The 15851-nt window shown below is 65.8% G+C and carries 16 protein-coding genes and 1 pseudogene; 8 read left to right on the top strand and 9 right to left on the bottom strand.

The window, feature by feature from the left end:
* The 8 genes from V7S63_RS28290 to V7S63_RS28325 all read right to left on the bottom strand — a co-directional run.
* A partial coding sequence (locus V7S63_RS28290; protein ID WP_336532768.1) for a PIG-L deacetylase family protein occupies nt 1-397 on the bottom strand: 397 nt, incomplete at its 3' end.
* Nucleotides 398-435: 38 nt separating this feature from the next.
* On the bottom strand, nt 436-1587 hold the full coding sequence (locus V7S63_RS28295; RefSeq protein WP_336532769.1) for an acyl-CoA dehydrogenase family protein: 1152 nt from the start codon (nt 1585-1587) through the stop codon (nt 436-438).
* A complete protein-coding gene (locus V7S63_RS28300; RefSeq protein WP_336532770.1) occupies nt 1574-2293 on the bottom strand; it encodes a hypothetical protein in 720 nt (239 codons plus the stop codon). The genes V7S63_RS28295 and V7S63_RS28300 overlap by 14 nt, the downstream gene beginning before the upstream one ends.
* 78 nt (nt 2294-2371) lie before the next feature.
* The gene (locus tag V7S63_RS28305; protein ID WP_336532771.1) at nt 2372-2632 is read right to left on the bottom strand and encodes a hypothetical protein; all 261 of its coding nucleotides are present in this window, start codon (nt 2630-2632) and stop codon (nt 2372-2374) included.
* Nucleotides 2629-3021 (bottom strand): hypothetical protein, encoded by a 393-nt coding sequence (locus V7S63_RS28310; protein WP_336532772.1) that lies wholly within the window; start codon nt 3019-3021, stop codon nt 2629-2631. The genes V7S63_RS28305 and V7S63_RS28310 overlap by 4 nt, the downstream gene beginning before the upstream one ends.
* 92 nt (nt 3022-3113) lie before the next feature.
* Entirely contained in the window at nt 3114-3536 is a 423-nt protein-coding gene (locus V7S63_RS28315) for a glycosyltransferase family 2 protein (RefSeq protein WP_442896535.1), read from the bottom strand.
* Between the two features lie 101 nt (nt 3537-3637).
* Nucleotides 3638-5734: a catalase gene (locus tag V7S63_RS28320; protein WP_336532774.1), complete on the bottom strand. Its 2097-nt coding sequence runs from the start codon at nt 5732-5734 to the stop codon at nt 3638-3640.
* Nucleotides 5735-5765: 31 nt separating this feature from the next.
* Complete coding sequence (locus V7S63_RS28325; protein ID WP_336532775.1) at nt 5766-6842, bottom strand: glycosyltransferase family 4 protein; 1077 nt, start codon at nt 6840-6842, stop codon at nt 5766-5768.
* Nucleotides 6843-7432: 590 nt separating this feature from the next.
* On the opposite strand from V7S63_RS28325, the pseudogene V7S63_RS28330 reads away from it, so the two are divergent.
* Nucleotides 7433-7619 (top strand): annotated as a pseudogene (locus V7S63_RS28330) (transposase); the annotation flags it as partial.
* A gap of 183 nt (nt 7620-7802) precedes the next feature.
* On the opposite strand, the gene V7S63_RS28335 reads toward V7S63_RS28330, so the two are convergent.
* Entirely contained in the window at nt 7803-8336 is a 534-nt protein-coding gene (locus V7S63_RS28335) for an Lrp/AsnC family transcriptional regulator (RefSeq protein ID WP_336532776.1), read from the bottom strand.
* Between V7S63_RS28335 and ehuR the strand changes: the two genes are divergently transcribed.
* The 7 genes from ehuR to ehuC all read left to right on the top strand — a co-directional run bounded on the left by ehuR (nt 8325) and on the right by ehuC (nt 15846).
* Nucleotides 8325-9779 carry a MocR-like ectoine utilization transcription factor EhuR gene (gene ehuR / locus V7S63_RS28340; RefSeq protein ID WP_336532777.1) on the top strand — a complete coding sequence of 485 codons (1455 nt, stop codon included), beginning with the start codon at nt 8325-8327 and terminating at the stop codon, nt 9777-9779. The genes V7S63_RS28335 and ehuR overlap by 12 nt on opposite strands.
* Before the next feature lie 130 nt (nt 9780-9909).
* Complete coding sequence (gene eutB, locus V7S63_RS28345) at nt 9910-10938, top strand: hydroxyectoine utilization dehydratase EutB (RefSeq protein WP_336532778.1); 1029 nt, start codon at nt 9910-9912, stop codon at nt 10936-10938.
* Nucleotides 10935-11948: an ectoine utilization protein EutC gene (gene eutC / locus V7S63_RS28350; RefSeq protein WP_336532779.1), complete on the top strand. Its 1014-nt coding sequence runs from the start codon at nt 10935-10937 to the stop codon at nt 11946-11948. The genes eutB and eutC overlap by 4 nt, the downstream gene beginning before the upstream one ends.
* Nucleotides 11945-13123 (top strand): ectoine hydrolase DoeA, encoded by a 1179-nt coding sequence (gene doeA, locus V7S63_RS28355; protein WP_336532780.1) that lies wholly within the window; start codon nt 11945-11947, stop codon nt 13121-13123. Before eutC ends, doeA begins: the two co-directional genes overlap by 4 nt.
* 4 nt (nt 13124-13127) lie before the next feature.
* On the top strand, nt 13128-14141 hold the full coding sequence (gene doeB / locus V7S63_RS28360; protein ID WP_336532781.1) for a N(2)-acetyl-L-2,4-diaminobutanoate deacetylase DoeB: 1014 nt from the start codon (nt 13128-13130) through the stop codon (nt 14139-14141).
* A gap of 106 nt (nt 14142-14247) precedes the next feature.
* Nucleotides 14248-15099: an ectoine/hydroxyectoine ABC transporter substrate-binding protein EhuB gene (gene ehuB / locus V7S63_RS28365; protein WP_091836997.1), complete on the top strand. Its 852-nt coding sequence runs from the start codon at nt 14248-14250 to the stop codon at nt 15097-15099.
* 81 nt (nt 15100-15180) lie between these two features.
* Nucleotides 15181-15846 (top strand): ectoine/hydroxyectoine ABC transporter permease subunit EhuC, encoded by a 666-nt coding sequence (ehuC, locus tag V7S63_RS28370; protein ID WP_336532782.1) that lies wholly within the window; start codon nt 15181-15183, stop codon nt 15844-15846.
* The last annotated feature ends 5 nt before the right edge of the window (nt 15847-15851 follow it).

Genomic DNA, 15851 nt, shown 5'->3' on the forward strand with positions numbered 1-15851 from the left:
AACACGCGTCGTCGGCGATCAACAGGGCCCTATTGCTGAACCCGAACTCGGCGTGGACGCTGCAGAGGGGAGCGTGGGCTGCCAGCCTTCGCCTTGAACGTTCGAAGCGGGGCTCGGCGGGCGCGTATGGTTGGGCATCCGGCCATTCCAGAAACATTGGAGGCGGATGGCCCCGGCCAGTCAGTATCCGCATAGCCCGTGCCGCCTCGTGGCGACGGGCCGCAATGAGGCGGGCACGTGACGCGGAGCCGTCATGGGGATGCGAGCCGACGCCATCCGTGAGGATGACCACACGCGCGAGCGCTCCGCGGGAGGCCGCATGCGCAATCAGTGCAGCACAGCCGAGCGTTTCGTCATCGGCATGAGGCGCAATCACGAGCCAGCGAGCCGATGCCATCTGGCTCGTCGCGAAGGCTCGCGCCGATAGGCTTCGCGTCACCACAGGAGGTCGCCCTCGCCCCAGACGTCGTGGTCGAGCCAGGCGATGGCGGCCTGGTCGCGCGCGGAATCCGGGCCAGCCTGACGCAAATACAGGCTGAGGTCCCGGGTGATCTTGTCGATCCGCTGGCCATCGAAGGCGCTGCGCGTGCCGACGATCCGGGCCGAGAGCTCCATAACGTCGAGCGCCGCGCGCTCGACGACGCCGCGGGTCATGCGCACGAAGTTCGGGGCATCCGAGGCATCGTCCGCAGCACGCTGCGTTGCCTCCCGCACCCAGAGATAGGCCGTGCGGGTCGCGGCCACCGCTTCGGCGAATTTGAGCCGCTGCAGCGGATCGTTGCGCGCGGTCTGCGACATGGTGAGACGTGTTTCTGCGAGCAGGCCCTCGATGCCACCCAATTGGACCGCTAGAAAGCGCCATGCACCCGCAGTGAAGCGCGGCTCGGCCGTATAGTCTCCAGGATCGCCCAGGAACTGGTCTTCGCTCGGTTGCATGCCCGTGAGATCGTAACTTCCGCTGCCGGTCGCACGCATGCCCCGCACGCGCCATCCTGAGAGATCGGTGCGGCCCGCATCGTCCGCAGGGACCACGACGAGTTGCGTATCGCCGTCCTCCCGTCGCGCGGTGATGATGGCGAAGGCCAAGCCACCCGCCCCTGTCGCAAAGGCTTTGGATCCGGTCAGGAGCCAGTCCGTAACCTCGCGACGGACGGTAACACCCGGGGGCGGCTCGGTTGCCCAGACGCCGTAGAACGCTCCTTCGTCGAGCGCCGATGCCAGCCTCGCCCTCTGCTCATCGGAGCCAAGCCATGTGAAAAGCTTGAGCGCATTTACATGGCCCTCGAAGATTCGTCCCAAGCTCAGATCGGCGCGACCGATGATCCGGAGCACATCGAGCAACGCCGCGTTCTCGGCCCGTGCGTCCGCGAAGCTTACACCGCCGCTCGCCGGAGGGGCGAACACGCGCTGCAAACCGGAGCGGCTCAGGATCTCGACACTTTCCAGCGGAAAGAGTGGGGCGGCATCGTAACGCGCGCCACATTCGACTAGCCGCGAGAACACAGATTGGAGGACCGGCCTGAAATCCGGCTGCGGAGCACTGGACGCCGCGCCATCCTCCCTTCGCACTCGATTACGTTGATGCACGAGGCTTGCCCTCCCTGGCGATCGCGATGAGGAAATCGGCTGCGTGGCGCGCGCCGTCCGGGTCGTGCAGCCTTGCCGCGCCATCAGGGTCGATGTCATTTGCGGCGGCGATCAGTCCCGGCCAATCCGAGGCGTCCGGCCAGCTTTCGAGCACGATCGCGACGCCGAGCGCGGCAAGACGCCGGGCCTTGGAGATCTGCTCATCGAAAGGCCGTGGCTCGGGGAGGCAGATGAAGCGGCTGCCCGTCGCTATCACCGCGCTGACGAGACCATCCCCCGCCGCGCCGACGACGAGGCCGGCGCGCGCGATCTCGCTCCCGGCATCTTGGACCCAGCCGAGAAGCGAGAGATTTTCAGGACACGCCTTCGGCCGCGAGGCCGGTCCGATGACGCGCCATTGCTGCGAGGGCGCGGCACGGGCCGCCGCCGCGAGCGCATCGCCATCGCCGCCTGCGCCTCCGTTGCCGAAGACGACAAGGATAGTGTCCCGTCGCCTTGGCTCGACCGATCGAGCTGAAACCGAAAGTCCGGAGCAGTAGCGGGTCTTGGATCGTACCCAGTCAGGCATGCCGGGTTCGTCAAGTTCGCGGTGAAAGGGCGCAAGGACAGCGCGGGCTCCGCGGAAGGCGTCGAGGTGAGCCGGATCGTCGCGCAAGCCGCCGAGCCTGAAGTAGATGGTGGGTGTGGCAGCCAGTCGCGCTAGCATCGCGATCTCGACCGAAACGTCCACGACGAGCAATGCAGGTCGTTCGCGCTCAATCCAATCCGTCAGCCGAGCAGCGCGTTAGCGAATGCCATCGTGATGCACGGGCGCGTAATGCAAGGCGCGCGGCCGATCGCCCATATGATCGTGTCCGTCGAACCCCAAGCCCTCGGCAAGGCGGTCATCGGGCAGGTCGAGGCAAGCAAGACCCTCGGTGCGACCTGCGAGCCCGGTGCCGATCAAGGTAATCTGTGCCAGCGGAGCCGAGCGGGCGATCGCCAGGGCCCGTTGTCGATGCCCATCTCCGTGATGATGGACGTAGTAGCCGATGCCACCACTCACCGTATGGTGCCCGCGTCGGAGCCGCTCGCCCCGACCCAGTCGATCTCGGCGAGCACGGCGTCATGGGGCATCGGAGGGAGCGCATGCTCAGCCGCAATGAAGCCGCTTGCCGAGCAAATTGCCCGCCGCGTCTCGCGACGCCACTTTGCGCGCTCGCGCCAGTGGCGGAGCGCCGGCACCATCTCGGCAGCGCCGCCGGAGGCTGCATCAATCATGCGCCTCATCATCTCGGCCATGCCATGAGTCGCACGGCCATCCAAACGCGCCGAGACCCGCGTCCAGACGTCAAGGGGGTGAACGAGGCGACCACCGGCGACAATGGCGGCCTCGACGAGAGCCCGATCCTCGCCCGATGCCATCAGGGGAACGCCGCCTGAGCGGCGGTACATCTCGCACGTCATCGCGAGACTGCCGCCGGTGTGGTCGCCATGCCGAGGAGGAGGATCCCAGGGACACGGGTCGATCTCATCCTCGATCGCCCTCACGGCAATCCAGTAACGATCCCATAGCTCCCGACTTGCCGCGATGCCGGGGGCATCCGCTCGTCCTCGTCGAGAACCAGCCGCCCACCGACGATGTCAGCCCCGGCCGCGATAGCGGCCAGATTGGCCGATAGCCAGTTTGCCGGCGGTCGAGCGTCGGCATCGGTCGTGATCAGTACGCCGTCAGCTGGCACGACGCGCTTCCCGCCGGCCGCCAAGGCGGACGCGCGCGCCGACCCTGCATGCGCCAGGTCTGGCGGAAATTCCATCACATCGGCGCTGAGAAGGAGTCGGCCGCGATAGCGTTCCCCGACGGCCGCAACGACTTCGGTCGTGGCGTCCGTGGTGTTGTTGATGCATATCGCGACGGGGACCGACCCTTCGACATCCTGTTCGGCCAGCGCCCGGAGCAGGCGAGGCAAGCGCTCTTCCTCGTTGCGAGCCGGAACGCAGATGCAAAACGGAGCCCCGGCCGTTGGGCCAGCAGCCGCTGGCGCTCGCTCCTTTACGCGCGACCTCATCGTCAGGCCAGGATGCGAACACTGGGCTCCCGGGCCCACTGTCGCGTTCGCGCCGGAGCGAGGAAGGCGTCCTTCGCCTTGCCGAGTGCGACGATGCCGTCGTCGGGCTCGACGCCAGCCTTGTCGAGCAGCGGCTTGGCTTCCGGGCTGTAACCGATCGCCTTCAGGTGACCGAAGGCGTCCTTCGTGAAGTCGATCGCGGCGCCTTCCTTCAACAGCATTGCGCAACCTTCCTCGGAAAGGATGATAGCGACCGCGTCGAAGATAACGGACGGCGTACCGGCGAGCTGCCCGTCGGCCTTAAGCATCTTTCCGTCCTTGAGTTTCACGCCGCCGATCTTGGGCGCGACGATCTTCACGGTGCCGCCTTCGCCTTCGACCGACGACTTGACCGCCGTGACCAAAGCTCCGTCGGCGCCGTCCGAAACCAGGATCCCGACCGAGCGCCCCTTTAGGGTCTCTGGATACTTGCCGACGATCCGGAGGGCCGGGGACGGCTCCATGTCGATGGCTTCCACTGCGGCATCCGAGGCCTTCGGGAGCGTCATGGCCAGACCGTCGGCCACGCGCTGAGCCAACGTCTCGTCAACGTTGAGGAGATTGGCCATCACCCGGCTGCGGACATGTTCGAGCGAAACCTTGGAGAGCTCGAACACGAGCGCGCTGGCCAGATGGGCCTGCTCGATCTCGCTTTGGGAGCGGAAGAACAGTCGCGCATGGCTATAGTGGTCGGCGAAGCTTTCCGACCGCAGCCGGACCTTTTGCGCCTCGACGGGGACAGCTGTCGTCCGGAATCCCCCGGTGGGATCCTCGCGAGGGCCCCCGTCTTCGCCCGCTTGTGCAAGGCTATTGGGCTCGTAATTCGCGCGGCCCTTGAACACCTGAGTTTGCATCTGTCCGTCGCGCTGGAAGTTCTGGAACGGGCAACCTTTCGCCCTGTTGATCGGCAATTGGTGGAAATTCACGGTGCCGAGCCGCGAGAGCTGGGTGTCCTGATAGGAAAACAGGCGACCTTGCAGCAGCGGATCCTCCGAGACGTCGATGCCCGGCGGCATATTGGTTGGTAAAAACGCCGATTGCTCGGTCTCGGCGAAGAAGTTGTCGGGATTTCGGTTCAGCACCATCCGGCCGATTAGGCGGATCGGCACGAGCTCTTCCGGGATCACCTTCGTCGCGTCGAGGATGTCAAAGGGGAGTGCGTCGGCCTCTTTCTGGCTAAGCAACTGCACGCCGAACTCCCATTCCGGGAAGTCGCCTTTTTCGATCGCCTCGAACAGATCGCGGCGGTGATAGTCCGGGTCGGCGCCGGCGATCTTCACGGCCTCGTCCCAGCACGTCGACTGGGTCCCGAGCTTCGGGCGCCAATGGAATTTGACGAAGGTCGGCTCGTCGTCGTCGTTGAGCAGGCGGAACGTATTGACGCCGAAGCCCTCGATCATCCGCAGCGAGCGCGGGATCGTCCGGTCCGACATCGCCCACATGATCATGTGGGTCGATTCCGGCATCAGGCCGACGAAATCCCAGAACGTGTCGTGGGCGCTGGCGGCCTGGGGGTAGCCGCGGTCCGCCTCCATCTTAACCGCATGGATCAGGTCGGGAAACTTGATCGCGTCCTGGATAAAGAACACCGGGATATTGTTGCCGACGAGATCCCAGTTGCCCTCCTTCGTATAAAACTTGACCGCGAATCCGCGCACGTCACGCGGGGTGTCGACCGAACCGGCGCCACCGGCAACCGTCGAGAAGCGGGTGAACACCTCGGTCTTGACGCCGACCTCGGTGAGGATCTTGGCTCGCGAGAACTCTGCCAGGGACTCGGTGAGCTCGAAGAAGCCGTGAGCCGCCGAACCGCGGGCGTGGACGATCCGCTCGGGGATCCGTTCGTGGTCGAAGTGCTGGATCTTTTCCCGCAGTACGAAGTCTTCAAGCAGCGTCGGCCCGCGAGTGCCCGCCTTGAGCGAATTCTGATTGTCGCTCACCGGGGTGCCGTGATTGGTCGTGATCCGCGTGTCCGGCGTCGAGGCCGTTTGGTGCAACTCGCCGCCGTTGCCGGGTTTGGCGTCGATCTTCTTGGTGTCGCTTTTTGGAGAAGAGGCCATGAGAGGGCTCCTTGCGTGAGCTGGGAATGGTTCAGGCGGCGAACTTCGTTTGCGGTGCGGCTGCGATGCGATCGGCATACAGCGCCTCGTACTCGTCGTTCATCCGGGCGGAGTCGCAGCGCCTGATCGCGTGTTCCCGGCAGGCGTGTCGGTCGAGCTGTTCGGCAGCCAGCGCCGCCTGCGACAAGGAAAACGGGTCATCTGGGCTAGCCAGCACGCCGGTCGCGGCATTCAGAAATTCCGGGATTGCTCCCCGGGCGAAAGCTGCTACGGGAACACCGCAAGCCAACGCTTCGGCGACGACGAGGCCGTACGGCTCTTCCCAGCAGGGCGTACACAGGAAGGCCCGAGCGCCGCCGATGATGCCGGCGAGTTCGGAATGGGCAAGATGGCCCAGATATCTGACGCGCTCGTCGAGGCGTGGTGCGACCTCGCGATCGAAATAGTCCTGATCGGAGATTGGGCCGGCGATTAGCAACGTCGCTCCACTCAGCGCGGCGGCCGCGATGGCATGATGGAGCCCTTTTTCGGGAACGATCCGACCGTACCAGATCCAATATGGCTGCACCGCCGGGTCGGAGCGGAAGGCGAAGCGCTCGAGGTCAATACCGTTCAAGACGACACGCTCGATCGGCGCGACCTTGTTCCATTTGCGGCGGATCGACTCGGAGACGGCGACGAATGTCGCATTCGGGGCATTGCACAACCGAACGCCACTTTCGAGCCACGCGAATGGCGGCGTGTGAAGCGTCGTGACGACCGGCATGGGGAGCGCGTCGGCCATGGCGACGGGGAGGTAGTGCAGCGAGTTGTTATGGATCAGATCGAAGTCCCGGTGCCTCAATGCATTCATGAGGGAGAGGTAGGCGTGGTGCTCCTGGAAAAGGACCTTGTCGGGGGCCTCGTCGCATCCGACCTGCGTCAGCGATGTTTCGTCACAGATGGCTTCAACACAGGCGTCCCGCTCTGATCCCGACGATGCGAAGACTGTCACGTCATGACCGCGGCGACGAAGCGCTCCCTGCAGCATGGAGGTGTGCATTTCCAACCCGCCGGCGAATGGCTCGCGGATGGCGTGCTTGAGGTGAGCGATGATCCCGATACGCAACGTCCACTCCGGTCCCTTCGGTCGAGCGCCAACGCTCCGCCGAAGACCTCCGGCGTCGGTTCGAGCCAGTCCAGTTTCTGATGATCCTCCGCCGGAGCGGAACGTTGCGAGAACTAGTTTCGAGCGTCTTTAGTTCCGGCCAGAACTTCGCCACCGCGCATAAATCCACCAAATCGGGCAGTTTTATTTTTCGGCAAGATTGTCTTTTATTATTGCCGAAGCTCGCGGCCTCAGGGCGCGCCCGAATTCTATCACGGGAACGATCGCGTCCCTCTCTTGATCAGACGGGCTACCCGCCTCGCTTGACAGGTCGCTGGACACGATGATCGCGCCTGTGGCGGACGTGCTCATCGCACGCCGACGGCCGTGGAACGCATCGAGGCTCGGGCGGCGGCCGACGCTGATGAGCGTGGTTGAGCCAAGCTCGTCTTCGAAAAGGGCGAGCAGGGATGCCTGGCTGTCCTCATGACGATGTCCGGGCGCTGGACGAGCAGGTGGGCAAGGCCAAGCGCTGACGCTCGCGTCCGGACCGAAGGCGGTCCCATGGTGCGGTTTCGTCGAGACGGGAAACTATGTTTCCGTCGGTTAAGACCATTCCTGGCGTCGGGCAGCTCACCGCACTGGCCTTCACGGCTGCCGTCGATGACCCTGCACGCTTCCGGCGCTCTCGCGACCGCATCGCTATCAGTCCGGCGAGATCGACTATGTCGGCAGCATCGCCAAGGTGGGTGACCAGCGCATGCGGACCTGCTCTATGAAGCAGCCAATGTGATGCTCCCCGGGAGATCACAGTTGTCTTTGCGGTCAGGCACGTCTCAACTGGGTGAGGCGCGCCAAATCCGGATCGCGTGAAAGCTGATATCCAAGCCTGATCACGTTTGTGGTCCGATACCAACAGGCAAGCGAAGAAGAAGCGGATAGCTGTGATCGAAGCGGTGTTGGTTGGATTCGTGATCCCCGCTATATGGACAAATGCGCCTTAGTGATTGGGATGCTCTTGGTCACGACATAAGTGTAGTATCGCTCGATCCCGATCGCAGGGTCGAGCAGCCGGTCGATCAGGCGCTGATAGCTGTCGATGTCCGGCACGACCACCCGCATGATATAGTCGATACCACCGCCGGTGGCATCGCAGGCGACGATGGCCGGCTCTCTCGCCACGGCCTCCTCGAAGCGCCGGAAATCAGCCTGCTGGTGGCTCTTCAGGCTGATCTCGACGATCACAACCGACCGCGGCGCGTCGGGCGCCAGATCGACGATGGCGGTGTAACCCCTAATCACACCGGCCTCTTCCATCCGGCGCAGCCGCTCCCAGCAGGCAGCCGGCGACAGCGCCACCGTTTCGGCCAGCTTGAGCTTGGTCATGCGGCCATCGCGTTGCAGGGCCGCGACGATCTTGAGATCGATGGGATCGAGCTTCATCTTCGGCGACCACGCGTGCATAATGTCATGAATTCTGCTTCCTAAGAACGAGACAATCCCATGTTCCGTCAAGCCGAGAAGCCTTCGGGCGCCAGGCTTTCTCCCATAGTCGAGAAGGCCGTCGAATGGCATCCGGCCCTGACCAAGCAGAAGGGCGCGACCAAGCACGCCGCGCTGACCGAGCGCATTATCGCCGACATCGACGCCGGCGTCCTGAAGCCGATGGACCGGATGCCGACTCATCGCGACCTCGCCCGCGAGCTCGGCATCTCCGTCCAGACCGTCAGCCTCAGCTACAAGGAGGCCGAGCGCCTCGGCTATCTCAGCGGCGAGGTCGGGCGCGGAACCTTCGTGAAAAGCCGCGTCACCGAACAGGCCGGCCGGCTGATGCTCGACCGCAGCCCGACCGAGGTCGTCGACCTCTCGATCGTGCGCGGGGTCTATCTCGATGCGCATGAGGCGGCTTCGCGCCAGGCGCTGGCGGCGTTGGCCGAGGGCGACACCAGTCCCTTCATGCGCCCGTGCCGGCCGATCGCCGGCCTTGATCGCCATCGTGAAGCGGCGCGCCTCTGGCTTGGGCCGCTCGGCGTCGAGACCTCCGTCGAGCGCGTGCTAATCACCAACGGCGCTGCGCATGCGCTCTTCCTTGCTCTCGCCTGCGTGGTTCGCGCCGGCGATATCGTGCTGACCGAGAACCTGACCGATCACGGCGTCATCGGCCTCGCCAACGTCCTCGGCTTCAGCCTCAAGGGGCTGCCGACCGACGAGGAAGGTATCCGCCCCGAGGCTTTCGAGGCCGCCTGCCGCGCCGGCGGCGTCCGGGCGCTCGTCCTCATCCCGACGCTCAACAATCCGACGAGCCATGTCGCCGGCCCAGAGCGCCGCCGTGCCATTGCCGAGATCGCGCAGAGCCATGGCGTCTTCGTGGTCGAGGACGAGGTCTACAAGCCGCTGATCCCCGAGCCGCTGCCGTCGATCACGGCGATGCTGCCCGAGCTCGGCTTCTTCCTCACCAGCTTCACCAAGACGGTGCTCACCGGCCTGCGCGTCGGCTATCTGGTGGTGCCGCCGCAATATTCGATCCGCGCCGCCTCGATCCTGCGCGTGACGAGCTGGAGCGGCACCTATCTGCCCGCCGAGATCGCGACACGCTGGGTCGAGGACGGCACGGCGCAAAGGCTTCTTGCTGTTCAGCGCGAGGAGGCGAAGGCGCGCCAGCGCATCGTCTCGGAGACGCTCGGGAGCCATGTCGCCTCGAGCCATCCGCTCTCGCTTTGCGCCTGGCTCAAGGTGCCCGCGTACTGGACCGAGGACGGCCTGGTACGCTCGCTCGCCGACCGGCGCGTGGCTGTGACACCGTCCGACCCCTTCGTCGCCGGCCCCAATCATGGCGGCGGCATCCGCATCTGCCTGGGTGGACGGATGAGCCATGAACTGCTGGCCCGGACACTGACGACGATAGGCCAGACCTTCGAGCAGCTTCCGCCGGTTTTCGACATCGGCGCGATCGGCTGAGGGCGGCGGCGAAAGAGCCCACTTTGCCGTGTCATTGCCGCCTTTGGCTCATGTCCGGCATAATTGAATCATGACAATATAATAATTGACATGAAATTGTACCCCTCGCAGCATGACAAGCGAGAGGGGAATGCCGGTGACCAAACCGCATCTTGCCACCGCGGAAGCAGAACGAGCGGCCGCGCCGCTGGCCGTCGTCGCACTGCGTGAGATCGAAGCCGCCGCGGCGCGTATAGCCGGCCGGGTGGTGCGTACGCCGCTCGTAACCTCCCCTTCCCTGAGCCGCCTCTGCGGTCAAACGGTCCATCTCAAGCTCGAAACCCGCCAGGCGATCGGCGCCTTCAAGCTGCGCGGCGCGATGAATGCGGTGCTGGCATTGAGCGACGAGCAGCACCGGCGCGGACTCGTGACCGCGTCGACCGGCAATCATGGCCGTGCCGTCGCCTACACCGCCCGCGAGCTCGGCCTTGCCGCCACCATCTGCATGTCGGCGCTGGTGCCTTCAAACAAGGTCGAGGCGATCCGCGCGCTCGGCGCGCAGGTCCGCATCGTCGGCCGCTCCCAGGATGATGCGCAGGCCGAGGTCGAGTGGCTGGTCGCCGAGCACGGGCTCATTCAGATTCCCCCCTTCGATCACCCTGACGTCGTCGCCGGCCAGGGCACGATCGGCCTCGAACTGATCGAGGACCTGCCCGATCTCTCCTGCGTGCTGATCCCGCTCTCCGGCGGCGGCTTGGCCGCCGGCATTGCCGTCGCGGTCAAGGCGCTGCGGCCGTCCACGAGAATCGTCGGCATCTCGATGGAGCGCGGCGCCGCCATGGCCGCGGCGATCGCCGCCGGCCGGCCCGTCGACGTGGTCGAAGAGGAAACGCTGGCGGATTCGCTCGGCGGCGGCATCGGCCTTTATAACCGCGTCACCTTCGCGCTGTGCCGCGACCTCATCGACGAGGTCGTGCTGCTCAGCGAAGCCGAGATCGCGGCCGGTATCCGCCATGCCGCTCTTGTCGAGAATGAAGTCGTCGAGGGTGCCGGCGCGGTCGGCATCGCCGCCTTGCTCGCCGGCAAGCTCAGTCTGCATGGGCCGACGGCGCTGATCGTCTCCGGCCGCAATATCGACGAGGCCATGCACCGGCGCATTGTCTCCGGAGCCGCCGCATGAGCCGCATGCTCGTCCTCACCGAAGCGGACCTGCGCCGCATCGTCGGGCTCGACCTGAGTGCGATCGCCTGTGTCGAGGAGGCTTTCGCCGCGCTCGCCACCAGGCCGGTCGCGATGCCGCCGATCCTGCGGCTCGACATTCCCGAGCACCGCGGCGAGGTCGATGTGAAGACCGCCTATGTGCCCGGCCTCGGCGGTTTCGCGATCAAGGTCAGCCCCGGCTTCTTCGACAATCCCAGGCTTGGTCTGCCTAGCCTCAACGGGCTGATGATCCTGTTCAGCGCCAGGACCGGCCTCGTCGAGGCGCTGCTTCTCGACAACGGCTATCTCACCGATGTCAGGACGGCCGCCGCCGGAGCCGTCGCAGCGCGGCATCTCGCCCGGCCGGATGCTGCGGTCGCTGCGATCTTCGGCGCCGGCATGCAGGCGAGGCTCCAGCTCGAAGCGCTGGCGCTGGTGCGGCCGCTCCGCGAGGCCCGGCTCTGGGCGCGTGATCCGCGCAAGGCCAATGAGGCCGCACGCGAGCTCTCCCGCAAGCTCGGCTTTGCCGTCGCCGCCGTCGCCGATCCGCAAGCTGCCATGCGAGGGGCCGATGTCATCGTCACCACCACGCCGGCAGAGCGGCCGATCCTGATGGCGGACTGGCTCGAGCGCGGCCAGCACGTCACGGCGATGGGTTCCGACAGCGAGCACAAGAACGAGGTCGATCCGGCTGTCTTCGCCCGCGCGACCTATGTCGCGGACCGCCTCAGCCAGACGCGTCGCTTGGGCGAGCTTCCCCATGCGATCCGCGCCGGCGTCGCGACGGCCGACCAGGTTTTCGCCGAGCTCGGCGAGGTCATAGCCGGCAAGCGTCCGGGCCGCACGAGCTCCGACGAGATCACCCTCGCCGACCTGACCGGCACCGGCGTGCAGGACACCGCGATCGCCAATCTTGCCGCCGCCCGCGCCCGCACTGCCGGCGCCGGGCAGACCATCGACACCAAAGCCGAAGCGGGAGACACCGCGTGACCGTGACCCTGAACTTCACCCGCGAGGAGTATGCCGAGCGCCTCGCCAAGACCCGCGTTGCCATGGAGCGTGCCGGGCTCGAGCTGATGATCGTCACCGATCCCTCGAACATGCATTGGCTCACCGGCTATGACGGCTGGTCGTTCTACGTCCATCAATGCGTGCTGGTGCCGCCGACCGGCGAGCCGATCTGGTATGGCCGCAAGCAGGATGCGAACGGCGCCAAGCGCACTGCTTACATCGGCCACGCCAATATCATCGGCTATCCCGACCACTATGTGCAGTCGACCGAGCGCCATCCGATGGACCTGCTCGCGCAGATCATCGGGGAGCGCGGCTGGGACAGGCTCTCGATCGCGGTCGAGATGGACAATTACTACTTCTCGGCGGCTGCCTTCGCCTCGCTGCAAAAGCATCTGCCGAACGTCCGCTTCAAGGATTCCGGCGGGCTGGTAAACTGGCAGCGCGCGGTCAAGAGCGCCACCGAGCTCGACTACATGCGCAAGGCCGGCCGCATCGTCGAATTAATGCACCAGCGCATCGTCGATGTCGTCGAGCCCGGCATGCGCAAATGCGATCTCGTCGCCGAGATCTACGACGCCGGCATCCGCGGCACGGCCGAGTTCGGCGGCGACTATCCGGCGATCGTGCCGCTGCTGCCTTCGGGCGCCGATGCTTCCGCCCCGCATCTGACTTGGGACGACAAGCCGATGCGTATCGGTGAAGGCACCTTCTTCGAGATCGCCGGTGCCTACAGGCGCTATCATTGCCCGCTTTCGCGCACCGTCTTCCTCGGCAAGCCGACGCAGGCCTTCCTCGATGCCGAGAAAGCGACGCTCGAAGGCATGGAGGCCGGGCTCGCCGCGGCAAAGCCGGGCAACGTTTGCGAGGACATCGCCAACGCCTTCTTCGCGGTGCTGAAAAAGTACGGGATCATCAAGGACAACCGCACCGGCTACCCGATCGGCTTGTCCTATCCGCCCGATTGGGGCGAGCGTACGATGAGCCTGCGCCCCGGCGACCGGACCGAGCTCAAGCCCGGCATGACCTTCCACTTCATGACCGGCCTCTGGCTTGAGGATATGGGCCTCGAGATCACCGAGAGCATCGCGATCACGCAGACCGGCGTCGAATGCCTGTCGAACGTGCCGCGCCGGCTCTTCGTCAAGGGTTGAGGCGATGCTGACCGCTTCGCCCCGTCCCTCGCCGGTGACGCCGACGATCGACCTCTCGGCGCAGGGCATCCAGCATGGGCACCTGCGCCTGCCCTACAGCCGCGACGACAGCGCCTGGGGCTCGGTCATGATCCCGGTCTGCATGATCGCCAAGGGCGACGGGCCGACCGCGCTGCTGATCGGCGCGAACCATGGCGATGAGTATGAGGGACCGGCGGCGCTGTTCGAGCTGGCCCGGACCCTCGACCCGGCCCACGTCACCGGCCGGGTGATCATCCTGCCGGCGCTGAACTATCCGGCCTTCCGGGCGGGGACGCGCACCTCCCCGATCGACAAGGGCAACATGAACCGCAGCTTTCCGGGCCGTCCGGATGGCAGTGTAACCGAAAAGATCGCCGACTACGTCACGCGCCATCTCGTCTCGCTGGCCGACATCGTCCTCGACTTCCATTCCGGCGGAAAGACGCTCGACTTCCTGCCCTACGCCGCGGCGCACGAACTGCCGGACAAGGCGCAGGAGGCGCGCTGCTTTGCGGCGGTCGCCGCCTTCTCCGCGCCCTACTCGATGAAGATGCTGGAGATCGACGCCGTCGGCATGCTCGACACCACCGTCGAGGCGATGGGCAAGGTCTTCGTCACGACCGAGCTTGGCGGCGCGGGAACGGCGAGCGCGCGCAGTATCGGTATCGCCCGGCGCGGCGCCAGCAATCTGCTGAGGCATGCCGGCATCCTTGCCGGAACGCCCGAGACGACGCCGACAAGCTGGCTCGACATGCCCTCGGCCGATTGCTTCAGCTTCGCGCAGGACGACGGACTGATCGTCTTCGAGCACGACCTCGGCGAGCCCGTGCGCGCCGGCGAGGTCATCGCCCGGGTCTATCCCGTCGGAAAGACCGGGCTCGCCCCGGCCGAATACCAGGCCGCGATGGACGGCGTGCTCGCCGCCCGCCACGTCCCCGGGCTCATCAAGGCCGGCGACTGCCTCTCGGTGGTCGCCGTGCTGACGGAGGCGCCCTGAACCCGTTCGGCCGGGGGACCGGTCCAAGCCAACCGCCGGCGCGAAGACGCCAGAGAAGCCGAAGCAATCGGCATGCGGAGAAACATCAACCAGAGGAGAATTGTAGATGCTGTTCCTGAAGATCGCGGGTTTCTCCGCCATTGCTCTCGCCGCCGGCCTCGCCGCTGCCGGCGCCACCAGCCTCAAGGACGTCAAGGACCAGGGCTATATCCGCATCGCCACCGCCAATGAGGTGCCCTATTCCTATATGAAGGATGATGGGACTTCCGCCGGCATCGGCCCCGACGTCGCCAACGCCGTGCTGAAGAAGCTCGGCATCGCCGAGGCCAACTGGTCGGTGACGCCCTTCGGCACGCTGATCCCCGGCCTCAAGGCCAAGCGCTTCGACTTCGTCGCCGCCGAGCAGAACATCTCGCCCGAGCGCTGCAAGCAGGTCTCCTTCACCGAACCGAACTCCTCCTATGGCGAGGGGCTGCTGGTGAAGAAGGGCAATCCGAAGAAGCTGACGACCTATGCCGATATCGCCAAGGACCCGTCGCTCAAGGTTGCGGTCGTCTCCGGCGCCAACAATATCGACTTCCTGCGCGCCGTCGGCGTGAAGGACAGCCAGGTGATCTTCATCACCGCCAATGCCGACGCGCTCGCCACCGTGCAGAGCCGCGCCGACGCCTATGCCGCGACCGAGCTCACCGTCGCCTCGCTGGCCAAGGGCCAGGCCAATGTCGAGCAGGTCGCGCCCTTCACCGACCCGGTGGTCAACGGCAAGCCCGTCCGCAATTTCGGAGGCTTTGCCTTCCGGCCCGAGGACAAGGAACTGCGCGACGCCTTCAACGCCGCCCTCGTCGAGTTCCGCAAGACCGACGACTACAAGAAGATCCTCGGCACCTACGGCCTCTCGGACGCCAGCATCAAGGCGGCGGCGGAGCGCAAGGTCGAGGATCTCTGCGCCGGAAAATAGGTTTCCGACAGACATGGCTCCGCTCGCCCGGGAGGCGAGCGGAGCTCCCCGCCTGTTCAACGTTGTCGCGGAGCCTGCCGGATGGAGTGGCTGTCCTATCTGCCCGCCTTGTCGCGCGGCGCGCTGATCACCGCCGGCATCACCTTGTCGGCGATCGCGATCGGCGCCGTCGCGGCCTTCGCGGCCGGTATTGCCCGCGTCGAGGGCGGGCGCGTGCTGTCGCTGGTCGCGCTCTGCTACACCGAGCTCTTCCGCGGGACGTCGCTGCTCGTCCAGCTGTTCTGGTTCTACTACGCCCTGCCGCTCGTCGGGATCAGTTTCGAGCCGGTCGCCACCGGCATTCTCGTGCTCTCGCTCCATGTCGGCGCCTATGGCTCGGAGATCGTCCGCGGCGCCCTGCAATCGGTCTCCGTCCAGCAGCACGAGGCGGCGCGTGCGCTGAATTTCGGCCGGGCCCAGACGCTGATCCACATCACCCTGCCGCAGGCGCTGGTCGAGATGATGCCGGCCTTCGGCAATCTCGCCATCGAGACCCTGAAACTGTCCTCGCTGGTCTCGCTGATTTCCATCGCGGACCTGACCTTCCGGGCGCAGTCGATCCGCAACCTCACCCTCGACAGCGCCGGCGTCTACAGCCTGACGCTGGTCGGCTATTTCGCGATGTCGCTGGTGCTGATGCTGGTCATGCGGCTGATCGAGCGGCTGGTCCGGCGCGGCGCAGCCTTCCCGCGCGCGGCGCATTCGTGAGGAGC

The organism is Allobosea sp. CCNWLY174, assembly GCF_037120455.1.
Taxonomy (GTDB): domain Bacteria; phylum Pseudomonadota; class Alphaproteobacteria; order Rhizobiales; family Beijerinckiaceae; genus Allobosea; species Allobosea lupini.

Coding starts and splice junctions, on each gene's coding strand:
- ehuR (WP_336532777.1), top strand. CDS start 8,325: ATGTTCCGTCAAGCCGAGAAGCCTTCGGGCGCCAGGCTTTCTCCCATA.
- V7S63_RS28300 (WP_336532770.1), bottom strand. CDS start 2,293: ATGCTAGCGCGACTGGCTGCCACACCCACCATCTACTTCAGGCTCGGC.
- doeB (WP_336532781.1), top strand. CDS start 13,128: ATGCTGACCGCTTCGCCCCGTCCCTCGCCGGTGACGCCGACGATCGAC.
- V7S63_RS28320 (WP_336532774.1), bottom strand. CDS start 5,734: ATGGCCTCTTCTCCAAAAAGCGACACCAAGAAGATCGACGCCAAACCC.
- ehuB (WP_091836997.1), top strand. CDS start 14,248: ATGCTGTTCCTGAAGATCGCGGGTTTCTCCGCCATTGCTCTCGCCGCC.
- ehuC (WP_336532782.1), top strand. CDS start 15,181: ATGGAGTGGCTGTCCTATCTGCCCGCCTTGTCGCGCGGCGCGCTGATC.
- V7S63_RS28310 (WP_336532772.1), bottom strand. CDS start 3,021: ATGTACCGCCGCTCAGGCGGCGTTCCCCTGATGGCATCGGGCGAGGAT.
- eutB (WP_336532778.1), top strand. CDS start 9,910: ATGCCGGTGACCAAACCGCATCTTGCCACCGCGGAAGCAGAACGAGCG.
- eutC (WP_336532779.1), top strand. CDS start 10,935: ATGAGCCGCATGCTCGTCCTCACCGAAGCGGACCTGCGCCGCATCGTC.